Origin of the sequence: Sphaerochaeta sp. (assembly GCA_022482495.1) — a bacterium.
GTDB lineage: Bacteria > Spirochaetota > Spirochaetia > Sphaerochaetales > Sphaerochaetaceae > RUG023.
Genome location: JAKVPA010000010.1, coordinates 17,331 through 42,515, shown reverse-complemented (window position 1 = coordinate 42,515; position 25,185 = coordinate 17,331). Strand labels below are relative to the sequence as shown.

Here is a 25,185-nt window from a genome sequence, read left to right as displayed (position 1 = left end):
TGGAGGAACAAACATGACAATTAAACCGTTGGCTGACAGAGTGCTCGTCAAGAGCGAAGAGGTACAGGCGAAGACCGCAAGCGGCATCTACATTCCTGAGACCGCCCAAGAGAAGACCCAGATCGGAAAGGTCGTCGCCGTTGGTGAGGGTACCGACAAGGTCAAGATGACCGTCAAGGTCGGTGACCGCATCATCCATGACAAGTTCGCCGGCGTATCCGTCAAGGACGGCAACGAAGAGTACCTGATTCTGAAAATGGATGACATTCTGGCTGTGATCGACTGATCCAGTCCATCGGCAAGAAAAAAAACGGAACCCACGCAACGGTTCCGTTTTTTCATGTCCCGCCAAACAGGAAATCCTCGATTTTCTCCCCCAGCGTCGATGTCACCGACTCAGGATGAAAACAGGGAGGAAGGGCGCGGAGCATCGTAACCCCGTATCCTTTGGTCATCAAGCGGCCGTCCAGGATCAACACGATGCCCCGGTCGTCCTTGGTGCGGAGGAGCCGTCCGAACCCTTGTTTCAGCCGCATCGTCGCCGATGGGATCCCCAACTGGCCGAATCCACTCCCCCCTTGGGCGTCCAATGCGTCACACCGCGCCTTGAACACCGGGTCGGAGGGAACCTGGAACGGAAGCTTGACGATGATCACCATGCGGAGCGTCTGCCCCGGCGCGTCAACGCCTTCCCAGAAGCTGCTGGTGGCAAGCAGCGAGCTGTCGTTCTCCTGGATGAACTTGGACAGCAGGGTGTACCGGTCCGCCTCCCCCTGGCAGTACATCGAGAGGTGATTCTCCGCCATCCGGTCACGGATACGCTCCTTGACCTGCTTCAGCATGGCGTAGCTGGTGAACAACACCAACGCACCTCCTTCGGAGGAGCGGATGCATTGGTAGATCGTTTCCGAGATATAGCTGACATATGGTTCCTGGTCCTGTTTGGGCGCGGTGATGACGGCGTCCATCGGAGTAAGCAAGAGAAGACGCCGCTTGAAATCAAACGGAGACGGGAACACCCCGGTGAGGAACGGGCGTTCCTCGTCATACGGCAACCCCACCCTGCTTCCCCAGAACGCAAAACTGTCACCGATGCACAGTGTTGCGGAAGTGCACACCACCGTGGCAAGCTTCTTGAAGATCGCCTCAACCAAAAGAGAGGAGATGTCCAGCGGGGTGATCAACACCTGCACCCGCCGCATATTGTTCCGGCTGATCTCCGTATTGAACCAATGGATGTCGTCGTTCCAACCGGCGAAATTGCAGAAGGTGGAAAGCACTTCCCCCATCACCTGGACCCGTGTTCCCCGGACCCTCAGTTCGGTGATCCGCGTCTCAAACTCATCCGGAGCGCTGTTGTGCTCCACCAGCGTGTTGATCTTCGCCGCAAGCCGGCCGCTGGTGGCGGCCACATCCAACGCGGCTGTTTTGAATCCGGAAAGCTTCTCCTCATACTCACGTTTGACCAGCAGGGGCTGGTAGTCCGTTCGGGCGAACAACGCCAACAGCAGTTGATCCAACGTGTCCACCTGGGAGGCGAGCAATGCGATATCATCGTGGATGGCGTCCACCAGATGCTGGTCTTCGGCATACGGAGCCAACGATTCCAGCAGGGATGAGGAACCGCTGCGCCGTTCGATGATCCCCATCTGGCGTCGCATCTCCTTGGGATCATACGTCTGGGTGAAATACTCCGTCGCGTTGTCCTCGATGTTGTGCGCCTCGTCGATGATCAGGCGGGAGAATCCGGGGAGTACCCCGTCCCCATCAAAATCCGCCTGGCTTTCCAGGCGGCTTGCCGCGTCACTGAACAGCAGGTGGTGGTTGCTGACAATGATCTTCGCCTCCTTGCACCTGAGTTTCGCCTTGGTGTGGAAGCATTGGGTGAAGTACGGACAAGTGTGTCCCTGGCACAGGTCGCTGTCACTGTTGATGTCCAGCCAGAGATCCATCGGCATAGCGTACGGATAGTCGCTGCGCAGTCCCGTCTCCGTCTCCCTGGCCCATTGGTCGATCCGATACAGGTCGCTGTTCGGATCGGTAGCCAGCAATGCCGATTCCTCTTTCTTCTGCAGGAAGCGGCGGATGCACAGGTAGTTTGACCGTCCGACAGCCAACGCGACCTTGCAGCTTCGCCCCAAAAGGCGGAACAGCATCGGAATGTCTTTTTCGTACAATTGCCGTTGCAGATTGATCGTACTGGTGGCGATGACGGTCCGTTCATCCGGATTCTCCATGGCGTTGTATAGCGCCGGCACCAGATAGGCGAACGATTTGCCGATACCCGTCCCCGCCTCGACGGCAAGGATGGCGTGCTGTTCGTACGCCTGGCGGACCAGTTCGGCCATCTTCAGCTGGCCTTCCCGGTATTCATACCCGGAAAAGCCTTTGGACAGCACGCCCCCGGCATCGAAGATGGAATAGATGTCATTGATCGTCATCGTTGTCTTCGATCTGGTATTCCTGCAGTTTCCGATGCAGGGTCTTGCGTCCGATATCCAGCACCTGGGCGGCTTTCGTCTTGTTGCCGCCGCATTTCTCCAGCGTGGAGATGATCAACCGCTTCTCCCCTTCGGCCAGCGTGATGCCCACGTCCATGTTGACGGTGGACGCCGCTTCAGCCTTGGTCACCGTCGGCGGAAGATCACCGACGTCGATCAACGAGGTGCGGCAGATGGCCGCCGCCCCCATGATGCAGTTCTGCAACTCCCTGATGTTCCCCGGCCAGTCATAACTGTACAAGGCATGCTTTGCCTTTTCGGTGAATCCCTCTACGTTCCGGTCGTTCTCCTTGTTGAACTTGTCCAGGAAACTGGCAATCAACAGGGGGATGTCTTCCTTCCGCTCCCTGAGGGGCGGTACGTTGATCTCCACGCCTTTGATCCGGTAGTACAGATCTTCCCGGAATGATCCGTCCTTGATGGCTTCCTCAAGGTTGCGGTTGGTGGCGCTGATGATCCGCACATCCACCGTGATCGTCTTGTTTCCGCCCAGCCGCTCAAACTGTTTCTCCTGCAAAATCCTGAGGAGTTTCACCTGGGTGGATTTGGATATCTCCCCGATCTCATCCAGGAACAACGTGCCACCATCGGCATCCTCGAATCGGCCTTTGCGCTGGTCCACCGCCCCGGTGAACGCCCCTTTCTCGTGGCCGAACAGGGCGTCCTCCAGCAAGGTGTCGGGAAGAGAGGCGCAGTGCAGCTTGATGAACGGTTTTCCATGCCGTTTGGAAAACTCCTCGATGGCGTCGGCGGCAAGTTCCTTGCCCACCCCGCTCTCCCCGGTGATCAACACCGGAATGACCGTCGGTGCGATCTGGGCGATGGTGTCCATCAGATGGGTCATCTTCTGGCTCTTGCCGATGATCACCTTGTTGTACTTGTCCCGGGCCTTGTAGTCGTCCAGTTCCTGCTTCATCTCATCGTGTTCCGCCTGCAGGTCCCGGTTCTTCAGCGCCTTGCCCACCACCAGCGTCAGACGATCCAGATCAACCGGCTTGGTGAAGAAATCGATGGCTCCGTCTCGCATGGCGACGACAGCCGTCTCGATGGTCCCATGCCCGGTGAGGATGATCACCGGAAGCTGGGGGTAGGCCCCATGGATGCGCTTGAGGAGCTCCTCGCCCCCCATCCCGTCCATCCTGAGGTCGGTGATCACCAGATCCACGTCTTCCTTGTTGACCAGATCCCACGCCTTCTCGGCGTTCTCCGCCGTCAGTGTGGCGTATCCTTCTCCTTGCATCGCCAGGGCAAGCCCCTCTCGAATGTTCTTTTCATCGTCACAGATCAGTATGGTCCGTTTCATTCCTTCACCTCAAATCCGGCGTCCGGCAGGGACACCTCATTCTTCTTTGGAAGGGACATGCGCTGGCTTGCGGGGACAGGGAACACCAGGGTGAAACAGGTACCCACCCCCACTTTGCTTTCCACTCGCACGTCTCCATGATGCTCTTTCATTACTTTGTAGACGACGGTCAACCCCAGTCCGGTCCCGGTGCTCTTCGTCGTGAAGTACGGTTCGAAGATCTTGGACAGGTTTTCCGGCGGGATGCCGCATCCCGTGTCCGTCACCTTGCACAGCAGGTTGTCCCCATCCAGTTCCAACGTCACCGTCACGTTCCCGCCCGGCTTCATCGCGTTCATCGCGTTCTTCACCAGGTTGAGCAGCACCTGCTTGATCAGTTTTTCATCAAACTCCACCTGGGGAATGAATCCTTTCCTCTCCATCCGGATGGTCATCTGTTGCTCGGAAATTTCCGGGGAAACAAACTGGATGACATCCTCAACCACGGTGGAAAGATCACCCAGCTTCAACACCGTCGTCATCGGCCGGACGGCGAACAGGAAATCCACCACGATGGAGTTCAGCCGGTCAATCTCCTCATCCAGCACATCGATGTACCGCTTGGCGTCGTCCATCGTCAGGCTGCCTTTGCGGACGAACAGTTTCTTCAGCAGTTGCAGATGGATGCTCATCGCTGCCAGCGGGTTCTTGATCTCATGGGCGATCGAGGCGGCCATCGTCGTCATCGACGCCAGGTATTCGCTCTGGTGCAGGCGCGCCGAAGCCTGGTTCTTCTCCGTCACATCGGTGAAGATGACAAGGAACGAATTGTTCTTCAGTTCGTCGGACTCCACGACGCGCACGCTGATCGTCCGCACCCCGCCACCCCAGGGATAATCGAACTCCTTCGCGTCATCACGGCTTGTCGTCTTCAGGCACGCCTCCACGTAGGCGATCATCTCCTTGTCATCCACCACGTCACGGAACGCCATCCCTTCGTACCCCCACCGGGCGGGAAGGAACATCGGGATCATCTGCTGGCACTTTCCGTTGGCATAGACGACGGAACGATCGTTCTTGCAGAGGATCAACCCTTCCTGCAGGGAATCCAGCACCGCTTCCAGCATCCTGACGTCCCCATCCAGATTGTTGATGATCGTGATGATCTGCTTGGTATCCATCTGGTCGATCTTCCGGATGGCGCGGGAAACGAATCGGTTCATCTCAGACCTCCAGCAAATGCAGGTACAGGTTTTCCAACAGCAGTTTGCCGTTCTGGTTGAACAGCGCCGCTTCCCGCTGCATCCGGGAGACGGTTCGCTCAAGATCCCTGGCACGCTCCATCGGAAGGGATCCCGCAAGGAACGCATCCTCAAAACACTCCAACAGCCGTTCCAGGAAATAGGTGATCTGGCTGGGAAGCGTCAGACGCTGCAGCATGTCATCGAACGTTTTCTGGGGGAGCATCCTGCCGGACAGGACCGACGTGGCTACACTCTTCGCCATCTGCCCCAACTCTGTGGTGTCCACTCCGCTGAACGCAAGGAAGAAACTCTCGAAATCCGTCACGGGAGACGGAAGGAAGCATGGCTGGAGCAACTGGTTCACCGCTTCGGTGGAAAGCGGAGCGAAGGTGAACTTCCGCACCCGGGAAAGAATGGTGCGCATGATCCGCTCGGCATGGGAGCTGACCAACGTGAAATACACCCCTTGTGGCGGTTCCTCCAGAATCTTCAGCAGGCTGTTGCGGGCGCCGACATTGGCGTCCTCCACATCCTCGATGATGACGAAGCGTTTCTGTCCTCCGACGGTCGTCTCCCTGCTCCAGGCATCCAGCGCCCGGGTCTGGGCGATGGACAGGGAGGTGTCTTTCTTCTCCGCATCATACAACGTCTTCATTCCCTCCCGAAGGGCCTTGGCGTATTCGGATGCCGTCTTCGCGGTAAGGTCCTGTCCTTCCTGGGAAAGATCCCGAAGCAGGTCGTCCACCTTGCCGGCCGCTCCGTATGCGGCATTCTGGGCTTTTTCCGCCGTCGCCAGCAACGCCCCATGGTAGGCCAGCAGGCAGGTCCTGATGTTCCGGGTGAGGAACGCCCGGGAAAAAGCGGTACGGTTCTTCTCAAACAACGATAGGGATGTCTCGATGATGCTCCGGTGGTCCCGTTGGCTGATGATGACCACATTGTCCATCGAAAGGTCGGAGAACGACGCGCATGAGGGGCAGTTGCATCCGTCTTCCCCGCCCTTGGCGCAGGAGAGCACACGGGCCAGTTCCAGCGCCATGGTCATCCGCAGGCTGTATGGGGGGCCGGCGAACAAGTTGGCCTGTCCCAGCGTGCCGTTGTGGATGGCGTCAGACAATTCCCTGCAGACTGCAGGCTGATACGGGGCGAGGGATCCGAACATCACTGCAGCGCCTTGGTGATCAACTTCTCTGCGTTGGGTGTCAGAGGATCAATCAAACGGGTGATGAACTGGCTCTGGCTGAAGGAATCCTTGACGTTCCACAACGTCTGGTTTTTCAAGAAGTAGCAGATCACCACGATGATGAAGAACATCAACAGCATGCTCCAGAAGAAGCCGAGGATACGGTTCAGCGCCTCAAGCCCGCTTCCCAGCTGGAAAATCTTCTCAAGCGTCGAGCCGAGGATGGCCAGGAGCACATATCCGATGATGAACAACAAAAGAAACGCGCACAGTGAGGAAAGCACCGGTTTCATGGTGAAGGTCTGGGCCAGTTTCGCGGAAATCTGAGTGGTGAACGCCAGAGCCAGGAACAAGCCGGCGACATACCCGGCCGTCCGGGAAAACGAGATGGCGAAACCGGTGATGGCCCCACCGATGCCCCCGATCAACAACAACACCATAATGACGATATCCACCGTATTGAAACCGGCAAACCCAATGGTCATGGTCATGGTCTTTTCTCCTGTGTGTACATGCATTCCCTGATTACGCGGGCAAGAGACGCCGCAGCGTCATCCGTCGCACATGCGCGTGCCTTGGTTCCAAGCTTACTCCGTTTTTCCCCATCTTCCAACAGGGAATGCACCATTTTTGGAAAATCATCCCCGGGATGGTACACCACCGCAGCCCCCAGACGTTCCATTCGCTCTGCGTTGCGCACCTGGTCCCCACGGCTGGATGCAGTGGACAGGGGGACAAGCAGGGATGGCTTGCCATAGTGGCAGATCTCCCCCACCGCGCCGGCCCCGCTTCGGGAAACGACCAGGTCGGCGGCATGATACAGGTCGTTCAGCTCCTCCCCGATGTACGGTACGGCACGGTAGCCGTCATGACGAAGCGGTTTCCACTGCCCTTGCCCGCACTGATGATAGATGAATGCCATGCCGGTCAGTTCGTCCAGATTGTCCCATACCAGTTCGTTGATCTCCCGCGCCCCCTGGCTGCCGCCCAGCACCAGCAAGAGCGGCTTGTCCGTCCCCAACCTCCGTTTCATATCCACCTTGGGAGGAAGAAACAACTCAGGACGCACCGGGTTTCCCGTCACCACCACCTTCTCCTGTGGCAACCCATCCCCGGCCTCGGGGAACGCCACGCACACCTTCTTCGCGCAGCGGCTGATGATTTTGGTAGCCAGGCCGGGACAGGCGTCGGACTCATGGGTGACCACCGGAATCCGCAACAGATGCGCCGCGGCTACGACGGGAACGCTTACGTACCCGCCCTTGGAAAACACCACATCAGGCCGGTAACGCAGAAGCACGCACCATGCCTGGCAGAACCCCAGGATGATCAACGGAATGTCGGTGAGATTCTTCAGGGAGAAATACCTGCGGAGTTTCCCGCTGAACAGGGGTACGAACGGAAGTCCCTGCCGCTCCACCGCTTCCCGTTCCGCCCTTCGGCGGCTTCCCAGAAACAGGCAGGAGTATCCATCCTCGTCCTTCAGCACCTGGTGGACAGCCAACGCCGGGTTGACATGTCCCATGGTTCCTCCTCCGACATAACAGACACGCATGTTCCAACTATAACAGAATCCGGTATGTTTGCCATCATGCGTCATACCGCTTTCCACATGCCGTTAGTTTTTGTATACTTGAAGATGGTTTTCATGCTTTGCAAAATCAACCACAAAGAGAGACACCCCAATGGGATTATTTGAAACATTGTTTGGCACCAAACAGGAAAAGGACCTGAAGGCCCTTTGGCCGATTGTCAAGAACGTCAACGCGGAGGAAACATGGGCGAAGAGTCTGAAGGACGAGGATTTCCCCGCCCAAACGGCCAGTTTCCGACAACAGATCGCCCAAGGAGCCCAGTTGGACGCCCTCCTGCCCAAAGCATTCGCCCTGGCCCGTGAGGCATCCTGGCGGGTGCTTGGCCAGCGGCAGTTCGACGTGCAGATCATGGGCGCCATCGTCCTGCATCAAGGGAAGATCATGGAAATGAAGACCGGTGAAGGAAAAACGCTTTCCTGTGTGCCGGCCGCGTATCTGAACGCATTGGAAGGCAAAGGGGTACACATCGTCACCGTCAACGACTATCTTGCCGGCCGTGACAGCGCATGGATGGGACCGATCTACCGCTTTCTTGGCCTGAGTGTCGGCGTGATCCTCTCCGAGATGGACAACGAGGCGCGCAGGACAAACTACGCCTGCGACGTTACCTATGGGACGAACAATGAATTCGGCTTCGACTACCTCAGGGACAACATGAAGTGGTCAGCCGCCGAAAAGATCCAGCCGAAACACCACTACTGCATCATCGATGAGATCGACTCCATTTTGATCGACGAGGCGAGAACCCCGTTGATCATCAGCGGACAGGCGGAGGATGACACCAAGGAAGTCCATGGCGCGAAAGTCGTCGCCCCGTATCTGAAGGAATGCGAGAAGGATCCCGCCACCGGGGAATACTACGAGGAAGACCCGCTTTCCCGGTTCGACAAGAACGCAGCGCCGTTCGACGCCCATGGTGATTACAAACTGGATGAAAAGCAGAAGAGCGTCTCCTTCACCAGTGAAGGCATGACCCATATGGAAGAGCTTTTGCAGCGCAACCACATCATCACCGGCAGCCTGTACGACGACGAGAACTTCGAGTTCGTCCACTATGTCACCCAAGCGGTGCGGGCCCTGAAGCTGTTCCACAAGGACGTTGATTACGTCGTCGCCGATGGCAAGGTCCAGATCGTCGACGAGTTCACCGGCCGTATCCTGGTCGGACGCCGGTACAGCGACGGCCTGCATCAGGCCATCGAGGCGAAGGAAGGCATCAAGGTGCTGGCCCAGAACAAGACACTGGCCACCATCACGTTCCAGAACTTCTTCCGCATGTACGACAAACTCTCCGGCATGACCGGTACGGCGGATACCGAAGCGCCGGAATTCATGAACATCTACAAGCTGGATGTCGTCGTCATCCCGACCAACGTCCCCTGCCAACGCAAGGATTTGGGTGACTTGGTCTACTACAACGAACAGTTCAAGTACCAGGCGATCTGCAATGAGATCAAACGGATCCATGCCACCGGACAGCCGATCCTCGTCGGCACGATCAGCATCGAGAAGAGCGAACTGCTCTCCTCCCTTCTGATGAAGATGGGCATCCGCCATGAGGTGCTCAACGCAAAGAACCACGCACGGGAGGCGTTGATCATCGAAAACGCCGGAGCAGAGGGGGCGGTGACCATCGCCACCAACATGGCCGGTCGTGGCACGGACATCAAGCTGGGCGGCAGCCCCGAGTCGATGGCCCGCAAACTGGTGGGGACCGACGCAAGCCCGGAAGAGATGAAGGAAGCGCTTGCCAAGGTGATGCCGGAATGGAAGACAAGGTACGAACGGGTCAAGGAACTGGGCGGACTGTACGTCATGGGTACGGAGCGGCATGAGTCACGCCGTATCGACAACCAGCTGCGCGGACGTTCAGGACGACAGGGTGATCCCGGCACCAGCCGGTTCTTCGTCTCGCTGGACGACAACCTGATGCGTCTGTTCGCCAGCGACAACGTCAAGGCGATGCTGGGAAGGATCGGCATGCAGGATGGCGAGCCGATCGAGCACAAGATGCTGACCAACGCCATCGAAAAGGCGCAGAAACGGGTTGAGGAGCGAAACTTTGAAATCCGGAAAAACCTGCTGGAGTACGATGACGTCCTGAACGAACAGCGCAATTACCTGTACGAGCAACGGGATGAAATCCTCCTTTCCACCGATCTTGTCGACCGGGTGCTGGATCACTGCGATGACCTGACCGACCAGATCTGTGATGACGCGTTCAAGAAGGATGAACCGGTCAAGACGATCGTCGAGGAGATGAAGAACCAGTTCTTCCTGGAGATCACCCCGCTGGAAACCAGCGCGACGGTGGATGACTGGAAGAATCACCTCCACTCCCTGATCGACCAGAACGTCCAGGAGAAACTGGCCATCGTCAGCAAGGAGCAATTCAACGAGTTCCTGCGGTTCAACTACCTCAGGCAGATCGACCTTCGCTGGCAGGACCACCTGAACATGCTGGAAGAACTCCGCGGAGCGGTGGGGCTGAGGACCTACGCCCAGAAGAACCCGTTGGTTGAATACAAAGTGGAAGGCTTCGAAATCTTCCAGAAAATGCTGGACAACATCTCGCTGTTCATGGCCCAGCTCCTTGTGCGTGTGCAGATCACCCGGAGAGAAAGCCCCACCCCGGCAAACCGCCAAAGCAGACGGGTCGTGGAGAGCCATGCGGCGCAAACATCCTTCGCCAAAGAAAGCAATCCCCAGGCGCAGCGAACCCAGGGAGGCGCAGGAGAAGCCGCCAACACGACAATCCGCCGCAGCGGCCCAAAGATCGGACGCAACGATCCATGCCCCTGCGGAAGCGGGAAGAAGTACAAGAACTGTTGCGGACGGTACCAGTAAGGGACAGGGGTCAGAGATACGTCAGGCTGATGCCGTAATCGGTGAAGCCTGGCGTCGTGACCAGCAAAATGGCATTGCAGTCAAGAACGGCAAGCATCTCGTCAAACGTGCCGGGCTGGTATCCTTGTTTGTCATAATCGTCCATATGGTCGGTCAACGTGACGAACATATCCTGGCGGAATGCGTCCGCCCAGTGTTTTGACCGTTTGCACAGGGAACGCATCAGACGGTCTGCTACGGCATAATCACTTTCCTTGAAGGCTGCCACAGCCAGCGGAAACTGGAAGAACGGGCTCTCTTCTTGTGAGGGGTACTTCTGTAACAGCGTCTCCAGGCGTTCTCTTTGCTCCAAAATGGCATACAGGGACGCCAGCCGGTAGCGGTGTTTCTGCCTATCCAAGGGATCCGCTTCCAAAATCGCCTCATACTGGTGGCAGGCAAGATGATACTTCCCTTCCTCGGTAAGCAAATTCCCATACTCTCCCCGCATCTGCAGATACGCCGCAAACCGTTCATCACCCACATCCCATCGTTCGCGCTGCATACGCGTGACGGCTTTTTTAAGGAAAAGATCAAATTGCTCTTCGCTTTCCTTGTCGTTGATCACCGTCATGGCATAGACGGTCTGCGCGGCGAGATTATCCGGATCCCGCTCCAGACATGTCTTGGCATACGTGTTCGCCATCTTGTAATCACGGTTTTCCATGCACAACCGCGCTTTTTCAAGCACCGCTTCCGGAGTGTTGCCGGAGCCATTCGCTTCTCTGGCGTCTTTGGGTACAAAATGCAGGATTTTTTCTTGGTTTGGTTGTTCTTTCATGCGGTTTCCGTTAGAAGAAATCGGCGGGATTCAGACTGATCCCGTTTTGTTCGATGGCAAAATACAACGTCGGTTCGATGAATTCCGTCCCACTGCTTCCCATGGAACCGATCACCTGTCCCTTGGCGACTTTCACCCCGCTTTTTACATCAACGTTTTCCAGATGGGCGTAATTGGTCCGATAGCCATCAGCGTGACTGATCACGACGAACCGTCCCCGCCCTTTCTGTTCGTATCCGGCATCCACCACATCACCATCGGCTGCGGCATACACGGCAGTTCCCGCAGAACCTTGGATCAACACGCCATCAAGGCTTCCCTCGTCGGAAGGATCGACGCTGGGTTGCCCGAACGCTCCGACGATGCTTCCCTGCGCCGGTTTCTGGAACGAGACCGTGGAGATTTCCGCGTCTGTGGAACCAGGTTGCGTCACATCAGGGATGAACAAGGTCTGGCCCGGCCTGATGATCTCGCTGGTAAGCGCATTGACCTCCATCAGGGTCTTCCACCCCATGTGGTACGTTCGCGCGATGGTGGAGAGCATGTCTCCGCTTTTCACTTCATATAATTGTCCGTCACGGTCAGGAATCCTCAGGGTCTTCCCCGGTTTGATGGCATTGACGTTCCTCACCTGGTTGACCGAGATGATCGTCTGGGTCTTCAGCCCATATTGTGCAGCGATGGATGTCAGGTCCTCGCCATCAGCCACCACATGATCGAGATACTGAACACTGTTCTTCGAAGCGCCACGCTTCCTTGTGTCGGAAAGACTGACTGCGGTCGTGGAAGAAGGTACGGGTTGCGCCGCGCTCGCCGCAGGCGCTGCTGGCTGTACCAGTTGTTGGGGTGCTTGCACCACAGGCGCTTCAGAGACCACCTCGACGGTGGGGCTTGCCGGAGGAACCGGTGTGACAACCGCCTGCTCCGCCGTGGTGGTGCCGGATGATTGGTTTTTTTCAGCGGGATACAACGAATTCCACCAGAGAATCAGCAACAAGGCGGAAATGCCGATACTCAGCACAATGGCAATGACGCGGACCCGGTTGTTCCCCTTGGGTTGCCAGGCGGTTTTGTTGCCGTCGTTTCGTTCCTGCATGTCATCGTAGCTGTCTCTTCCCATACCTCGACAATCCGTCTCCTTGTGAGTACTATAAAGCAATCATGGGCCGGAGTCAAAGCAAAACAGTCTATCAGGTATTTCTTTCCGCCACGTTGATCGCTTTTCTTATTCTTGCACTTCGCCTTCTGTTTGTCATCCTTCCGGCCGCCAAACGCAAAACATATCAGGATCCGGTAGTCTCCCCACGTGTTGTGCGGGGGACGATCATCGACCGCAACGGCAGGATCCTTGCCATCGAGACGCCCTATTCCAGTCTGTATTTCCATCTTTCAAAGATCAAGGATATGGATGGTTTGGCGACGCTTCTCTCTCCGTACCTTGGCATGAGCGTCGACGAGATCAAGGCGCAGGCCGGCAAGTACACCACCTATGCGTTGATCAAGAAAGAGATCGATCCCACCCAATTGGAAGCACTGAGGAAGGTCATCACCTCGGAAGGGCTTGACCCAGCAGGTATCGGTGGAAAACCATACCGGACGCACCTATCCGGCAAGCTTCCACGCTTCCCAGCTGGTCGGATTCGTCGACAGCCAGAACAATGGTTTGGAAGGAATTGAGTACACACAGAACAATCTGCTTTCCCCCACCCCCCAAGTCGGCACGGAGGCGACCACCTACGGACAGGACATCATGTTGACGCTGGACGTGGACATTCAATATCTGGTGGATCTCCAGTTGCAGCAGATCGCCGACACCCAGCACCCAGACTATGCCGTCGGCATCGTGCTGGACGCCAAGAGCGGGGACATCCTGGCCATGGGAAGCTATCCGTGGTATGACGCATCCCGCATCTCCTCCTCAACCGAGACGTCACGGATCAACCACGCGGTGAACTACCTGTACGAACCAGGCTCGGTGTTCAAGGTGTTCTCCCTGGCTTCCGACATGGAGATCGGACAGGCGGATCTCAACACGCCGTTTGTCTGCGACGGCAGCTACACGTTCTCCGGCATCACCATAAACTGCCATGAACCTCACGGCGTCGTCACCCCACGGGAGATGATCGCAAAGAGTTGCAACGGGGCGATCGCCCATTGGAGCATGCAGACCGACCCCCAGGCATTCTACGAAAAGCTTTGTGCATTTGGGTTTAACGGTTCGTACGACATTGGTCTTCCATCCCGAAGCCGAGCGCGCATCAACGATCCTTCCAAATGGTCGCTCCGCAGCCAGGCGACGATCAGCTTCGGGCAGGAGCTGTCCGTCACGGCGCTCCACCTGGCCGTCGCGGCCACGGCGTTCGCCAACAGCGGCACGGTACTGCTCCCCCATCTGATCCTCCAACGGAGTGATGGAACAGCAACCGGTACGCAAGGTACGGTCCGCTTTGAGCGCACGGTGGAACAGGGCGCAACCGTCACCTCTCCGGAAGTGGCCAAAACAATCCTCTCCTACATGCAGAGCGCCACCGAGGAAGGCGGAACGGCGGTGAAAGCTGCCGTCCCCGGAGTCCAGGTCGCGGCGAAGACCGGCACGGCGCAGATCCTCAACCCCCAGACCAACAGTTACGCCGACGGCTCGGTACTGGCATCCACGCTGGCGCTGGTCCCTGCGGACGATCCGAAGTACATCATCTACATCGCCGCGGGGAACCCCAAAGGGGACACCATCTGGGGTGCCAACATCGCCAGCCCGGCCGTCGGGGAGGTGATCAAAGGCCTGGTCAGCCAAGGGAAAGTGATCAGCTCTCTTTCCCGTCCGCTTCCTTGACTTCCGGCGTTTCCACCAAGTAGAAGGAAATCTCGCAGAAGTGGCGGGTGGAGAACAGTTTGCGCCGGGTGAAATCCCGGCGGCTTTGGATGCGGATCGCCGACCCGTACGTCTCACGAGCCTGCTTCAACGCGGCGTCGTAATCCGATCCGAATGACGGAAAGCAAGGTTCAGGCTCATAGGATGTACCGTGACAGATCCTGGTCCTCCAGGATCCCCTTCAGATGGTCATCCACATACTGTTTGCCGATGGATACCGTCTCTCCGTCCAGCTCATCCGCATGGAACGACAGATCTTCCAGCAGTTTCTCCATGATGGTGAACAATCTGCGGGCCCCGATGTTGTCGTTGGTCGTGTTCATCTGGAACGCGATCTGGCTGATGCGGTGAAGCGCCTCGTCGGTGAACTGCAGGTCCACGCCTTCCGTCTTCATCAGTTGCTGGTACTGCTTGGTGATGGCGTTCTCCGGTTCGGTGAGGATCCGGAAGAAATCGTTCTCCTTCAGCTCGTTCAGCTCCACCCTGAGGGGGAACCGCCCCTGAAGCTCAGGGATCAGATCGCTTGGTTTGGAGACATGGAACGCGCCACTTGCGATGAACAGGATGTGGGTGGTGTCCACCACCCCCCATTTGGTGCTCACCTTGGTTCCTTCGACGATGGGAAGGATGTCACGCTGGACGCCTTCCCGGGAGACGTCAAGATTGCCTCCGGTCGGACCGGCGTTGGCGATCTTGTCGATTTCGTCGATGAAGACGATCCCCATCTGCTCCACCCTGTCCTTGGCGATATCCACCGCTTTGTCAGGATCGACGCTCTTCTCCACTTCCTGTTCCTGGATGATCTCCCGGGCTCGGTGGACCGTCATCTTCCGTTTCTTCGCCCCAGCGCCGCCGAACATCGAGCTGAGGCTTTCCATGGCGTTGCGGATGTCATCCCCATTGCCGGAGCCGAACATCTCAATGCCCATCTGCGGTTTGTTGGGGACGGCCATCTCCACTTCCTTGTCCTCCAGCTTTCCGTCGCGAAGCATCTGGCGGAACTGTTCCCGTGTGGTGTCCACGTACTGGGTGAACGAACCATCCGGCTTGGGAGCAGCAGGCATCGGGCTGACCAGCAGGTCCAGCAGACGATCCTCCACCCGTTGTTTCACCACATCGCTGACGTTGCACGCCAGCTCCTGCTTCACCTGGTTGACGGCGATGCCCATCAGATCCCGGATGATCGACTCGACATCGCGACCGACATAGCCAACCTCGGTGTACTTGGTCGCCTCCACCTTGATGAACGGTGCATTGGACAACTTTGCGATCCTGCGCGCGATCTCCGTCTTGCCCACCCCGGTGGGACCGATCAGAATGATGTTCTTCGGCGACACCTCATCCCGGATCTCCGGGGGAAGGCGCTTTCGTCGGGTGCGGTTACGGATGGCCACGGCGATGGTGCGCTTGGCCTCATCCTGGCCGATGATGTATTTGTCCAGCTCCGCGACGATTTCGCGGGGCTTCATTTCGTCGAGTGTTTTGATTCCTGGCAATGCGTTCATGATGCGTTCTGTTCCTCCACAATGATGTTGGTGTTGGTGAAGATGCAGATCTGGCTGGCGATCTCGATGCTCTTGCGGGCGATCTGGGCGGCGGTCATCTCTTTGGAGGAGTCCAGATAGGCAAGCGCCGCGGCATAGGCGTATTCCCCGCCACTACCGATGCCGATGGCATCCCCTTCCGGGTCGATCACATCCCCGACTCCATCAATCAGAAAGATCTTGTCGCCGTCGGTGGCCAGCATCATCGCTTCCATCTGGCGCATCTGTTTGTCCGTCCGCCACTGTTTGGCCAGATCCACCGCAGCCCGGGTGATGTCCCCGGAGAACTGCTTGAGTTTCTGTTCGAACAGTTCGCTGAGGGTGAATGCGTCCGCCGTCCCCCCGGCGAACCCGATGATGATCTTTCCGTTGTACAGCCGGCGCACCTTGTGGGCATTCCCCTTCAGCACAACAGTGTTTCCCTGGGTCACCTGTCCGTCACCGGCGATGGCGACGGTTCCGCCGCGTCGTACGGCGATGATGGTCGTTCCTTTGAGTTGTTCCATTCGTTCACTTCCTTCCATGAGGGTGGCAATCCTTCACCACCTTCAAAAGTCGCTGTTGGGTCACGTGGGTGTAAATCTGCGTCGTCGAAATGCTCGCATGTCCCAACATCTCCTGGACGGTACGGATATCCGCGCCCTCTTCCAGAAGATCCGTCGCGAAACTGTGACGGAGCACATGCGGAGTGAATGCCTTCTGCCAACCCAACCGCAACCGATACGTATCAAACATAGTATGAACCGTACTCATCGGCAAGCGTTTCCCTTTATTGGAGACAAACAACAGGGAAAGCTCCTGGGGATCACTCACCCCTTTTTCCTGTTGCAGTTCCCGTTTCCGGGGCAGATACTCCGCAATGGCGTTCTTGGTCGTTTCAGTGAAGAACACATACCGCGTCTTGCCCCCTTTTCCGATGATGCGGATGCGGCGCGCGTCCATCTCAAGCATCTCTTCGGTGACGGAAAGCGCCTCGCTGATACGGCATCCCGTATCAAACAAAAACAGGAACAGCAGATGGTCCCGGCTGGAGGGGAAATCATCGTGGGGCAAGGAAAGGAGCTGGTGCACTTCCTCGGGGGTAAGCACCGAGGGAAGATGATCCCTGCTCGCATGGACGGCGATATCGGAAAACGGGTTCTTTGTGACAATCTTTCGGTCCCACAGATAGGCGTAGAACGTCCGGAGCGCTGACAGCGCCCGGTTGATGGACGCTTCGCTGTGCTCTCCGCTGGAGCGCAGCGATCCGATGTACATCCGGGCATCCTGCACCGCCACCTCAGGATAGTCCAGATTGAGGGAGGCGCAAAACGTCCCGAACTCGCGGATATCCGTCCCGTACGCCGTGACGGTGTGGGCGCTGTACGAGCGGAGATCCTTCAGATAGATGAGAAATTCCTCCACCAGATCCATATCCATGCCTGTATCGTACCACAGCTTTCATCCCAGGGGAAAGACGGGACAGCCGGACTGGTACAGATCCCATCCACCTTCATACCACGGTCCGCTTCCCCCCAGCAGGAACACATCCCGGCCGATGTCCAGCGCCTCGGAGGCGAAACGGGACATGACCGTTCCGGTAGGTGGCGGGATCAACACCGTCAATTGGGACAATCCCGTCACGATGTTCCACAGGGAATGATGGAAATCCGAAGGACAGGAGGAGCCAGGCAGAAACGGGCTGAGCACACAAAGCCGGGGATCCCAACCTTCTTTGTCCAGATTGTCCGTCACGATGATCGCCCGGCCACCAGAATCCAGCACGGCTTTCGCCAGATTCCGCTCCATCACGGAGACATCCCCCATGGCGACGGCAAAGCCATGGCCGGAGAAGAGACGTACCAACGAGACTCCATCCCGCCACGACGTCGCCGTCCCGTACAACGGAGCGGCGATGGAAATGATGGGAGCCGGAGGGATTGGCGCGCCATGGACCAGCAGGAAGGCAGGAGGATCAGGAAGATCCCGTAACGAAACGGGATAGGAGTCATCCCCAATGGCGCAGATGGCAAGGGACCGTTCACCGAGCATCCGGGACATCTCCCGGGCACGCGGAGTGAACGCAAACGACCCGCCATGGAGAAGACGGGTCGTCTTCGTCCGGTTGGGCGAAGGATCGGCGACAAACGCGCATGCCATTTCCCACTCCATGCCGGATCTACCACGCAATTCGTGTGTTTGCTTCAGGAAACGAACAGATTGACCACCACTTTTACCAACAAGAGCGCCAGGACGACGACCAGCATCGGCTTGATCACCTTGGCACCGTTGCGGACGGCAAGCCCGCTGCCGATGTATCCTCCGGCGATGGAAGAGAGCGCGCAGGGAATTCCGATGCGGTAGTCGATGTTGCCGCTTATTGCGAACGTCACCAGAGCGGCGATGTTGCTGGACAGATTGACCACCTTGGTCGTCCCCACCGCCTTGAGCAGCTCCAGCCCCACCACGGCGGAAAATATCCAAGTGAGGAACATCCCGGTTCCCGGACCGAAGAAACCATCATAGCAACCAACGACAAGCCCTGTGATGGCGCTGACCAACAGTTTGTGCCTGCACTCCTTCGCCTTGCCAAAATCCGGTTTGACCAACGTCAGCACGGCGATGACCGGAACGAGGAACAACAGCAGGTACTGCAGGTAGACACCATCCAAGATCAAGGCGAGGCGGCTGCCAAGAAGCGAGCCGCAGATGGAACAGACGAACGCCACCACCGCCACCGACCAGTCGATGTCCTTGTTCTTCGCGTACCGGATCGTCGCGATCGTCGTGCCGCAGGTGGAGGAGAACTTGTTGTTTCCCAGCGCCATCGTCGGCGGGAGCCCGAAGGCAGCGTAGGCCGTCAGGCTGACCAGCCCACCGCCACCGGCGATGGAGTCGATCACCCCGGCAAGGAATACCAGCGGGCAGAGCGCCCACAGGATGTGAAGATCAATCATCCTTCTCCTCCTTGTGGAACGCATCATAGGCATCCCGCATGTCCTTGGTGCTGACATGGGTGTAAATCTGCGTCGTCTTGATGTCACTGTGGCCGAGCAGGGTCTGCACGCTCCTCAGGTCCGCCCCACCTTCCAGAAGATGGGTGGCGAAACTGTGGCGAAGCGTATGGATGTGGACGGTGGGCATCCCGGCCTGGTCCCGGTACTGGTCAAACCGTTTGGCCACCGCCTGACGGGTCAGCGGCCTGCCGTCTTTTCCGACGAACAGGCGCTTCTCAAACGGGCGCGTCCGCACCAGGCGGGGCCGTACCTGGGAAAGGTATGTATCCAGGTAGGAACGGGCCACATCCCCCAGGGGGATCAGGCGCATTTTGCTTCGCTTGCCCAGCACCCGGATGCTTCCGTTGTCGATGCTGCCGACCAGAAGCCCCGTCGCCTCGCTGACCCGAAGCCCGCAACTGTAGATCAACTCGAACATCGTCCGGTCCCGGTAACCCAGGTCATCGTCCGTCGGAATCACCCCAAGCAGGGTGTCCACGTCGTCCACCGTCACCGCGGTGGGAAGCGGGGGCGCCGTTTTGGGCGCCTTGATCCGGCGCGCCACATTATCCTCACGGATCCGTTCCTGGACGAGGAACGAGAAGAACGTCCGAAGGGCGGAAAGATACTTGCCCATGGTGCGTCCCCCATCGCCGGTCGCCTCGCGTCGGGTGATCAAATAACGCTGGATGTCATCCAACGATACCGTTTCCACACAAAGGTGTTGATCCTCAAGAAACGACAAAAACGAGGTGATCACCGGCAGATATACGGCAACCGTCGCCCGGGAAAGGCGACGTTGCACAAACAGGTATTCCTTGAACTGTTCGGAGAGATCGAGATCCTGTCCGTTCATGACCCGCTGTTCGGCCCTTGATCCTGAGATCCATCATGCTGTCCGTACCTGAGGACGGCAGGAATGCTGAAATCGTTCCCCGTTCCCTGAGGCGCTTTGCCGATCTGCTTCTGCAGATCCTGCCATCGGTTGATCTGGATGGTGCCTGCGGGGTTGGGCTGGGCAGCGGCGGGTTTCTCCCCTTCAGCCGGTTTCTGCGCGGAAAGCGGCGCTGTCTGGCTGGCGGTGGGGATGGTGAACCGCTTGGCCGCCGAAATGGTATCCGTCTCGGCGCCCACCACCTCTTCCTTGTGTTCGAACCCGGTGGCCACCACGGTGACCTTGATCCGGTCGCCCAGCTCCGGGTTGAACGCCTGGCCGGCGATGATCAGCGCGTTCTCGTCACAGTTCTGGGTGATCAGCTCAACGACATCCTCGTATTCCTGCAGGGTGAGGTTCTCCGATCCGGAAAGGTTGACCAATACGCTCTTCGCTCCGGCGATCGAGGCGTTCTCCAGAAGCGGGTTGCTGATGGCCTGCCGGGCCGCGTCCACGGCGCGGTTGGCCCCTTCTCCGAAGCCGATGCCCATCAGGGCGTCCCCTTTGCCTTTCATCACGGTGCGTACATCGGCGAAATCGATGTTGATTTCCCCTGGTTCGGTGATCAGCTCGCTGATGCCCTGCACGCCCATGAACAGCACTTCATCAGCCATCAAAAACGCCTGTTTGATCGGCGTGTTGTTCTCCACCACCTTCAACAGGTACTGGTTGGGGATGATGATCAGGGTGTCGACGTTCTTGCGCAGCTTTTCAATCCCTGCCTGGGCAAGCATCATCTTCTTCTTGCCTTCAAAGGCGAACGGGGTGGTCACCACGGCGACGGTAAGGGCGTTGCAGCTCTTGGCGATCTCGGCGACCACCGGGGCGGCTCCCGTACCGGTTCCGCCTCCCATGCCCGCCGTAATGAACACCATGTCGGCGTTCTCCAGCTCTTTCTTGATGTCTTCCTTGCTTTCCTGAGCGGCTTTTTCCCCGACTTCCGGCATTCCACCGGCTCCCAGGCCTCCGGTCAGTTCGCGACCCAACGGAAGGCGTACCTGGGCGTTGGAGCGCTGCAGGGCCTGCATGTCGGTGTTCATCGCCACGAACTGCACTTTCTTCAGGCCGCTCGCGATCATCCGGTTCACGGCGTTTCCGCCGCCGCCACCGACGCCCACCACCTTGATGACGGTGGCGGCTGTCTGCTCGTCCTTGACCATGTCTTCCACATCGAACATGCCAAAATCCATTGGTGTCTGTTTGTTGTTATCCATTGACCAGCCTCTCAAAAAAGCGTCCTGAAAAAGCCTTTGACTCGGGAGAAAGCGCCACCTTCCCCGCTCCGTTCCTGTTCCCTGCGTTTCTTCGGTTGCGGACCCTCGTCCTTCACCCGTTTCGCTTCACTCTTCAACAATCCCAGCACGGTGGTGTAACAGGGATTAATGTACGAACGATCCAAACCCCCGATCGCTTCGGGGAACCCGAGCCGAGCGGGAATCCCGAAAATCTCGCTGGCAAGTTCCGTCACCCCGGACAGGAGCGCGCCGCCACCGACCAGCACCACTCCGCCACCGTAGGCCCCCTGCACCCCTGTCTTGTTCAGGTTTGCCTGGAGCCTGCTGAAAATCTCCGCCATACGAGGTTCAATGATCCGTGACAATTCCCGTTTGGGCATCCTGATGGACGGCAGCCCCTGAACCTGGGGGATGACGACCATCTGGTCGGCAGGCACGGACGGGACATAACTGTGCCCGCACTCACATTTGATCTGCTCGGCCACCGTCTTCGTCTTGTTCAGGATGTACGCCAGGTCGCTGGTCACCGAATCCCCGCCGAGGTTGATGCCTCCGGTGTAGATCGGCGCCCCATGACTGTAGGCGATCATGTTGCTTGTCCCGCCACCGATGTTGATCAGAATGGCGCCCATCTCCTTCTCTTCCGGGCTGAGGACCACCTCGGCGTCGGCGACGCTCTGCAGCACCATCCGACGCACGGACAGTCCGGCGCGGGTGATGCACTTGCGCTCGTTCTGGCAGATGGAAGAACTGGCAGTGACGATCAACACCCGGCTTTCCAGACGGTGTCCCAGCATGTCCACCGGATCCTTGATGCCACTCTGTCCGTCAATGCGGAATTCCTGGACCAACGTGTGGAGGATTTCCCTGTCCTGGGGAAGCTCGAACGCACGGGCGACTTCCAGGGAGCGGAAGATATCCTCCCGCTTGATCTCTTGGTCCTTGCTGTTGATGCCCACCACCCCGTTGCTGGGCACGCCGATGATGTTCTCCCCTCCGATGCCGATGACCACGTCGGTCACTTCCGCCCCTGCCTGGAGCTCGGCTTCATTGGTTACGCTGGAAATGGTCTTCAGAGTCTGTTCGATGTTGACGATGGAACCGGCGCGGACGCCTTCGCTTGGGCGTTCGCACAGGGAATCGACCATGAGCTGTCCGTCATGATCGACCGAACCGATCACGCATCGGATTTTGCTCGAGCCGATATCCAGCCCCATCAACATTTTGTCCCCAGCCATCCTGCAACCTCCGCTATCGGCGAACCATTCCGGAACCGTACACATCGTAACGGGTCGGCTCCCGTGAAGGGATGCTGCCCACCTGTTCCCTCTTGACCACTTCCAGCGCCTGGGACAGGCGTGACGCATCAATCTTTTCACGGACGGAGACCAGCGCGTTCAGGGGCTCGAGAACGAGAACGACGTTTCCGAAACTGTTGCTACTATTATTATCGTATTTCACGGTGGTTATCAAGGATGTATCGCCGGATATGGATCCCACCATGGCAAGGACGGAGCGGAAGGCGTCGTCCACACCGTAGTGGCGCATCATTTGGCCATAGGAATCGCTGACCTCCACCCGGACCACCCGCTCGGGGTACACATCCCGCTCATCTTCGGCAAGCGGCAGGATTCCCGTATCCGTCACCACCAGGGAATCCACCACCTGACCCTCTTTCGTGCAGAGGATCACCGCGTCGGCCTTCCGGATCCTCAAGCTCACCGCAACCACACCGGCGCCCCGACGACGCACCTGTGCTTTGAGAATCAAGGGATCGGACGACAACGCCCGCTCCATCTCTGCCCGGGTAAAGGAGAACGCGTTCTTTCCATTCCACGACTGCATCACCCGGACCGCGGAAGCGGGGATGGAGTAGCCCGCCGGGTTTTCCGTCACCCGGATCTCCCGGATGACGAAGGCGGGGATGAACTGCAGGGAAAAGCGGACAATCAAGATGAGAACGCCGAAAAGGCAGAGCACCAACAGAAGCCTGCGTACGTTCATGAACGAGGTTCCTCACCGGAAGCGGGAAATTCAACCAGCCTGCGTTCATCCTTGGAAAGGTTGCTTTTCTCCAATGGGATGCGGCCGGAACAGATCAGCATGACACGGTAGATGAGAGAGGAGGAAACCAGAACGACGAACAGGTTGGTCCCTCCCTGGCTGAAGAACGGAAGCGGGATGCCGGTAGGCGGCAGCAACCCGACGACTACGGCGATGTTGATGACCGCCTGCCAGACGATCATCGTGGTGTAGCCGAATGCCAGATAGGAAAGGAACAGGTCCTGACGTTTGGCTCGCTGGTATGTCTTGTACCCAAGAATGGCGAAGATGACGAACATCGCCATCAGGAACATCACCCAGACGAACCCGGTCTCCTCGCACATGTTGGCGAAGATGAAATCATTCTGCACTTCCGGAAGCAGGCCGAGCTTGTACGTCCCCTTGCCCAGCCCAACGCCAAAGAATCCCCCTGCCTTGATCGCCTTCAGCGCGGTTGACACTTGATAATTCATCGAGGCATCGTCCAGCCCCGGCATCAGGAAACTGGCGATCCTCCGCACCCGGTACGGCGCGGAAAGCATGATGACCGCAGTCGGGACGGCAAGCGAAGCGATGAGCAGCGCCAGATGGCCGAAGCCGATGCCACCAGCGACGAACATGGCCAGGCACAGTCCGATGAACACCACCGTCGAGCTGAAATCCCGTTGCAGGATGATCAGGGCGGAAAAGCCCAGCATGACCAGCACGGGAACCAGGAAACGATTGATTCCTTTGCGCTTTTCGTCACGGAACCAAAAGGCAAGGAACAGCACGACGGAAAACTTCACCACTTCCACCGGTTGGAGGGACAACGGACCGAAGCGCAGCCAGCGGCGCGCTCCCAGAACAGTCGACCCCAGCGGCGAGAACAACGTGAGGAGCATCAACATCAGGGACAGCAGCAACATCGGAACGGACAAGGCGGAAAACCAACGGACGGGAACGAACCGGATGGCCAGGCCAACCACAAGGCCGGCGATGGCGAACATTGCCTGACGGGCCACGTAGTAGTAATGGGGAAGCGCGTGACGGATCGCCTCATCGTAGGAGGCGCTGTACAGCATGATCAACCCGAAGCCGGTGAGCAGCAACAGAACGCACAGAAACGTGAACGCGCTGTTCGTCCCTTCCTTCTCCGATTCCACTTCCTCGGCCTGATAGGTAATGTTCCAATCGTCAAACTGCCGTCGTCGATCCATTCCTCTACCCCCTGTAGACCAGATAGGCGACCAAAGACACCAGTACGGTCAGCAACGTGTACCCCGTGACAATGGTACGCTCGGCGATTCCTTTTTTCTCGAACGCATGGTGCAGCGGCGCGATGGAGAAGACCTTCTTTCCCAGCGTCCGGATGAAGATGATCTGCACCAGCGAGGAAAAGAGTTCGATGACCAACGCGGAACTGGCGATCAACGTCACCACTTCCGTCTTGTCCATCAACGCCGTCGTGGCGAGCACCGCACCAATTGCATGGCTGCCCGCGTCCCCCATGAAGTACTTGGCCGGCTTGAGATTGAACACCAAGAACGCGGCAAGGGAACCGATGAACGCGTAGAGGAACGGATTGGCCCCGATGACGCACAGAAGGATCAACGGGAGGATGGAGACCAAGCCTGCAAGGCCGTCCAAGCCGTCGGTGATGTTCACCGCATTGACAAAGAACATCAGGTACAGGATGGCGAACAGTCCGTACCACACTCCCCAGTTGTGGCCGAACATCGTCGTATGGAGGTTGCCCGATACGGCCAGGGTGGAGACGACCAATACGGAAACAAACAGCTGGGACAGCAGTTTGGTGCGCGGGGAAAGGCCGTCACCATTCAGGGTATGGGTCTTTTCCACATCATCCCACAACCCGATCAGGCAGAACAGCCACATGCTGAGCAGCAACACCGGGTTGATGCCGGTGGCGAGGTTGGCCACCGTCGTGCCGACGCAGAAAGCGATCCCCCCGATGGTCGGGGTTCCCGCCTTCTCTCCCTGGACATCCTGGAGTTCCGGCTTGATCCGCACCACCAGTTTCCGCTCCCCCTGCAGCATGGTGCGGGAGATGACGAAGGTGACAATGAAACCGATGCCTGCGCACGCAATGATCATGTGCATCCTCCCCTCC

General features: G+C 58.0%; 24 protein-coding genes. 4 read left to right on the top strand and 20 right to left on the bottom strand.

Going from position 1 to position 25,185, the window contains the following annotated elements; all coding sequences use genetic code 11:
- Positions 1-13: 13 nt before the first annotated feature.
- A complete protein-coding gene (locus LKE28_10235) occupies positions 14-286 on the top strand; it encodes a co-chaperone GroES (GenBank protein ID MCH3908586.1) in 273 nt (90 codons plus the stop codon).
- Between the two features lie 52 nt (positions 287-338).
- Here the strand turns inward: LKE28_10235 and LKE28_10230 are convergent, their stop codons facing one another.
- From LKE28_10230 to LKE28_10205, 6 genes are read right to left on the bottom strand one after another with little or no spacing between them, the layout of a single operon-like run.
- Positions 339-2,441 (bottom strand): ATP-dependent DNA helicase, encoded by a 2,103-nt coding sequence (locus LKE28_10230; GenBank protein MCH3908585.1) that lies wholly within the window; start codon positions 2,439-2,441, stop codon positions 339-341.
- Positions 2,428-3,804, bottom strand: a complete 1,377-nt coding sequence (locus LKE28_10225; GenBank protein ID MCH3908584.1) for a sigma-54 dependent transcriptional regulator — start codon at positions 3,802-3,804, stop codon at positions 2,428-2,430. Before LKE28_10225 ends, LKE28_10230 begins: the two co-directional genes overlap by 14 nt.
- Complete coding sequence (locus LKE28_10220) at positions 3,801-5,006, bottom strand: ATP-binding protein (protein ID MCH3908583.1); 1,206 nt, start codon at positions 5,004-5,006, stop codon at positions 3,801-3,803. The genes LKE28_10225 and LKE28_10220 overlap by 4 nt, the downstream gene beginning before the upstream one ends.
- A gap of 1 nt (position 5,007) precedes the next feature.
- Complete coding sequence (locus LKE28_10215) at positions 5,008-6,189, bottom strand: hypothetical protein (GenBank protein MCH3908582.1); 1,182 nt, start codon at positions 6,187-6,189, stop codon at positions 5,008-5,010.
- Complete coding sequence (locus LKE28_10210; protein ID MCH3908581.1) at positions 6,189-6,701, bottom strand: CvpA family protein; 513 nt, start codon at positions 6,699-6,701, stop codon at positions 6,189-6,191. Before LKE28_10210 ends, LKE28_10215 begins: the two co-directional genes overlap by 1 nt.
- Positions 6,698-7,735 carry a UDP-N-acetylglucosamine--N-acetylmuramyl-(pentapeptide) pyrophosphoryl-undecaprenol N-acetylglucosamine transferase gene (locus LKE28_10205; protein MCH3908580.1) on the bottom strand — a complete coding sequence of 346 codons (1,038 nt, stop codon included), beginning with the start codon at positions 7,733-7,735 and terminating at the stop codon, positions 6,698-6,700. The genes LKE28_10210 and LKE28_10205 overlap by 4 nt, the downstream gene beginning before the upstream one ends.
- Before the next feature lie 160 nt (positions 7,736-7,895).
- On the opposite strand from LKE28_10205, the gene secA reads away from it, so the two are divergent.
- Entirely contained in the window at positions 7,896-10,652 is a 2,757-nt protein-coding gene (gene secA / locus LKE28_10200) for a preprotein translocase subunit SecA (protein ID MCH3908579.1), read from the top strand.
- A 10-nt stretch (positions 10,653-10,662) separates the two neighbouring features.
- On the opposite strand, the gene LKE28_10195 is transcribed toward secA, so the two are convergent.
- Both LKE28_10195 and LKE28_10190 read right to left on the bottom strand, forming a co-directional pair.
- Positions 10,663-11,472: a hypothetical protein gene (locus tag LKE28_10195; protein MCH3908578.1), complete on the bottom strand. Its 810-nt coding sequence runs from the start codon at positions 11,470-11,472 to the stop codon at positions 10,663-10,665.
- A gap of 10 nt (positions 11,473-11,482) precedes the next feature.
- On the bottom strand, positions 11,483-12,592 hold the full coding sequence (locus LKE28_10190) for a M23 family metallopeptidase (protein MCH3908577.1): 1,110 nt from the start codon (positions 12,590-12,592) through the stop codon (positions 11,483-11,485).
- Positions 12,593-12,633: 41 nt separating this feature from the next.
- On the opposite strand from LKE28_10190, the gene LKE28_10185 reads away from it, so the two are divergent.
- Positions 12,634-13,149 carry a hypothetical protein gene (locus LKE28_10185; protein ID MCH3908576.1) on the top strand — a complete coding sequence of 172 codons (516 nt, stop codon included), beginning with the start codon at positions 12,634-12,636 and terminating at the stop codon, positions 13,147-13,149.
- Positions 13,052-14,302, top strand: a complete 1,251-nt coding sequence (locus LKE28_10180; GenBank protein MCH3908575.1) for a penicillin-binding protein 2 — start codon at positions 13,052-13,054, stop codon at positions 14,300-14,302. Before LKE28_10185 ends, LKE28_10180 begins: the two co-directional genes overlap by 98 nt.
- On the opposite strand, the gene LKE28_10175 is transcribed toward LKE28_10180, so the two are convergent.
- The 12 genes from LKE28_10175 to LKE28_10120 are packed head-to-tail and all read right to left on the bottom strand — an operon-like array spanning position 14,274 to position 25,175.
- A complete protein-coding gene (locus tag LKE28_10175) occupies positions 14,274-14,432 on the bottom strand; it encodes a hypothetical protein (GenBank protein MCH3908574.1) in 159 nt (52 codons plus the stop codon). The genes LKE28_10180 and LKE28_10175 overlap by 29 nt on opposite strands.
- A 46-nt stretch (positions 14,433-14,478) precedes the next feature.
- Complete coding sequence (gene hslU / locus LKE28_10170) at positions 14,479-15,810, bottom strand: ATP-dependent protease ATPase subunit HslU (protein ID MCH3908573.1); 1,332 nt, start codon at positions 15,808-15,810, stop codon at positions 14,479-14,481.
- A 32-nt stretch (positions 15,811-15,842) separates the two neighbouring features.
- Positions 15,843-16,391, bottom strand: a complete 549-nt coding sequence (gene hslV / locus LKE28_10165) for an ATP-dependent protease subunit HslV (GenBank protein ID MCH3908572.1) — start codon at positions 16,389-16,391, stop codon at positions 15,843-15,845.
- 4 nt (positions 16,392-16,395) lie between these two features.
- Positions 16,396-17,298, bottom strand: a complete 903-nt coding sequence (locus LKE28_10160) for a tyrosine-type recombinase/integrase (GenBank protein ID MCH3908571.1) — start codon at positions 17,296-17,298, stop codon at positions 16,396-16,398.
- Positions 17,299-17,325: 27 nt separating this feature from the next.
- Positions 17,326-18,024 (bottom strand): DNA-protecting protein DprA, encoded by a 699-nt coding sequence (locus LKE28_10155; protein ID MCH3908570.1) that lies wholly within the window; start codon positions 18,022-18,024, stop codon positions 17,326-17,328.
- 44 nt (positions 18,025-18,068) lie between these two features.
- A complete protein-coding gene (locus LKE28_10150) occupies positions 18,069-18,821 on the bottom strand; it encodes a TSUP family transporter (GenBank protein ID MCH3908569.1) in 753 nt (250 codons plus the stop codon).
- Positions 18,814-19,716 (bottom strand): tyrosine-type recombinase/integrase, encoded by a 903-nt coding sequence (locus LKE28_10145; GenBank protein MCH3908568.1) that lies wholly within the window; start codon positions 19,714-19,716, stop codon positions 18,814-18,816. The genes LKE28_10150 and LKE28_10145 overlap by 8 nt, the downstream gene beginning before the upstream one ends.
- On the bottom strand, positions 19,713-20,984 hold the full coding sequence (gene ftsZ, locus LKE28_10140) for a cell division protein FtsZ (protein MCH3908567.1): 1,272 nt from the start codon (positions 20,982-20,984) through the stop codon (positions 19,713-19,715). Before ftsZ ends, LKE28_10145 begins: the two co-directional genes overlap by 4 nt.
- 35 nt (positions 20,985-21,019) lie before the next feature.
- The gene (gene ftsA, locus LKE28_10135) at positions 21,020-22,267 is read right to left on the bottom strand and encodes a cell division protein FtsA (protein ID MCH3908566.1); all 1,248 of its coding nucleotides are present in this window, start codon (positions 22,265-22,267) and stop codon (positions 21,020-21,022) included.
- A gap of 13 nt (positions 22,268-22,280) precedes the next feature.
- A complete protein-coding gene (locus tag LKE28_10130; protein MCH3908565.1) occupies positions 22,281-23,033 on the bottom strand; it encodes a hypothetical protein in 753 nt (250 codons plus the stop codon).
- Positions 23,030-24,271, bottom strand: a complete 1,242-nt coding sequence (locus LKE28_10125) for a putative lipid II flippase FtsW (GenBank protein MCH3908564.1) — start codon at positions 24,269-24,271, stop codon at positions 23,030-23,032. The genes LKE28_10130 and LKE28_10125 overlap by 4 nt, the downstream gene beginning before the upstream one ends.
- 4 nt (positions 24,272-24,275) lie before the next feature.
- Complete coding sequence (locus tag LKE28_10120) at positions 24,276-25,175, bottom strand: hypothetical protein (protein MCH3908563.1); 900 nt, start codon at positions 25,173-25,175, stop codon at positions 24,276-24,278.
- Between the last annotated feature and the right edge of the window lie 10 nt (positions 25,176-25,185).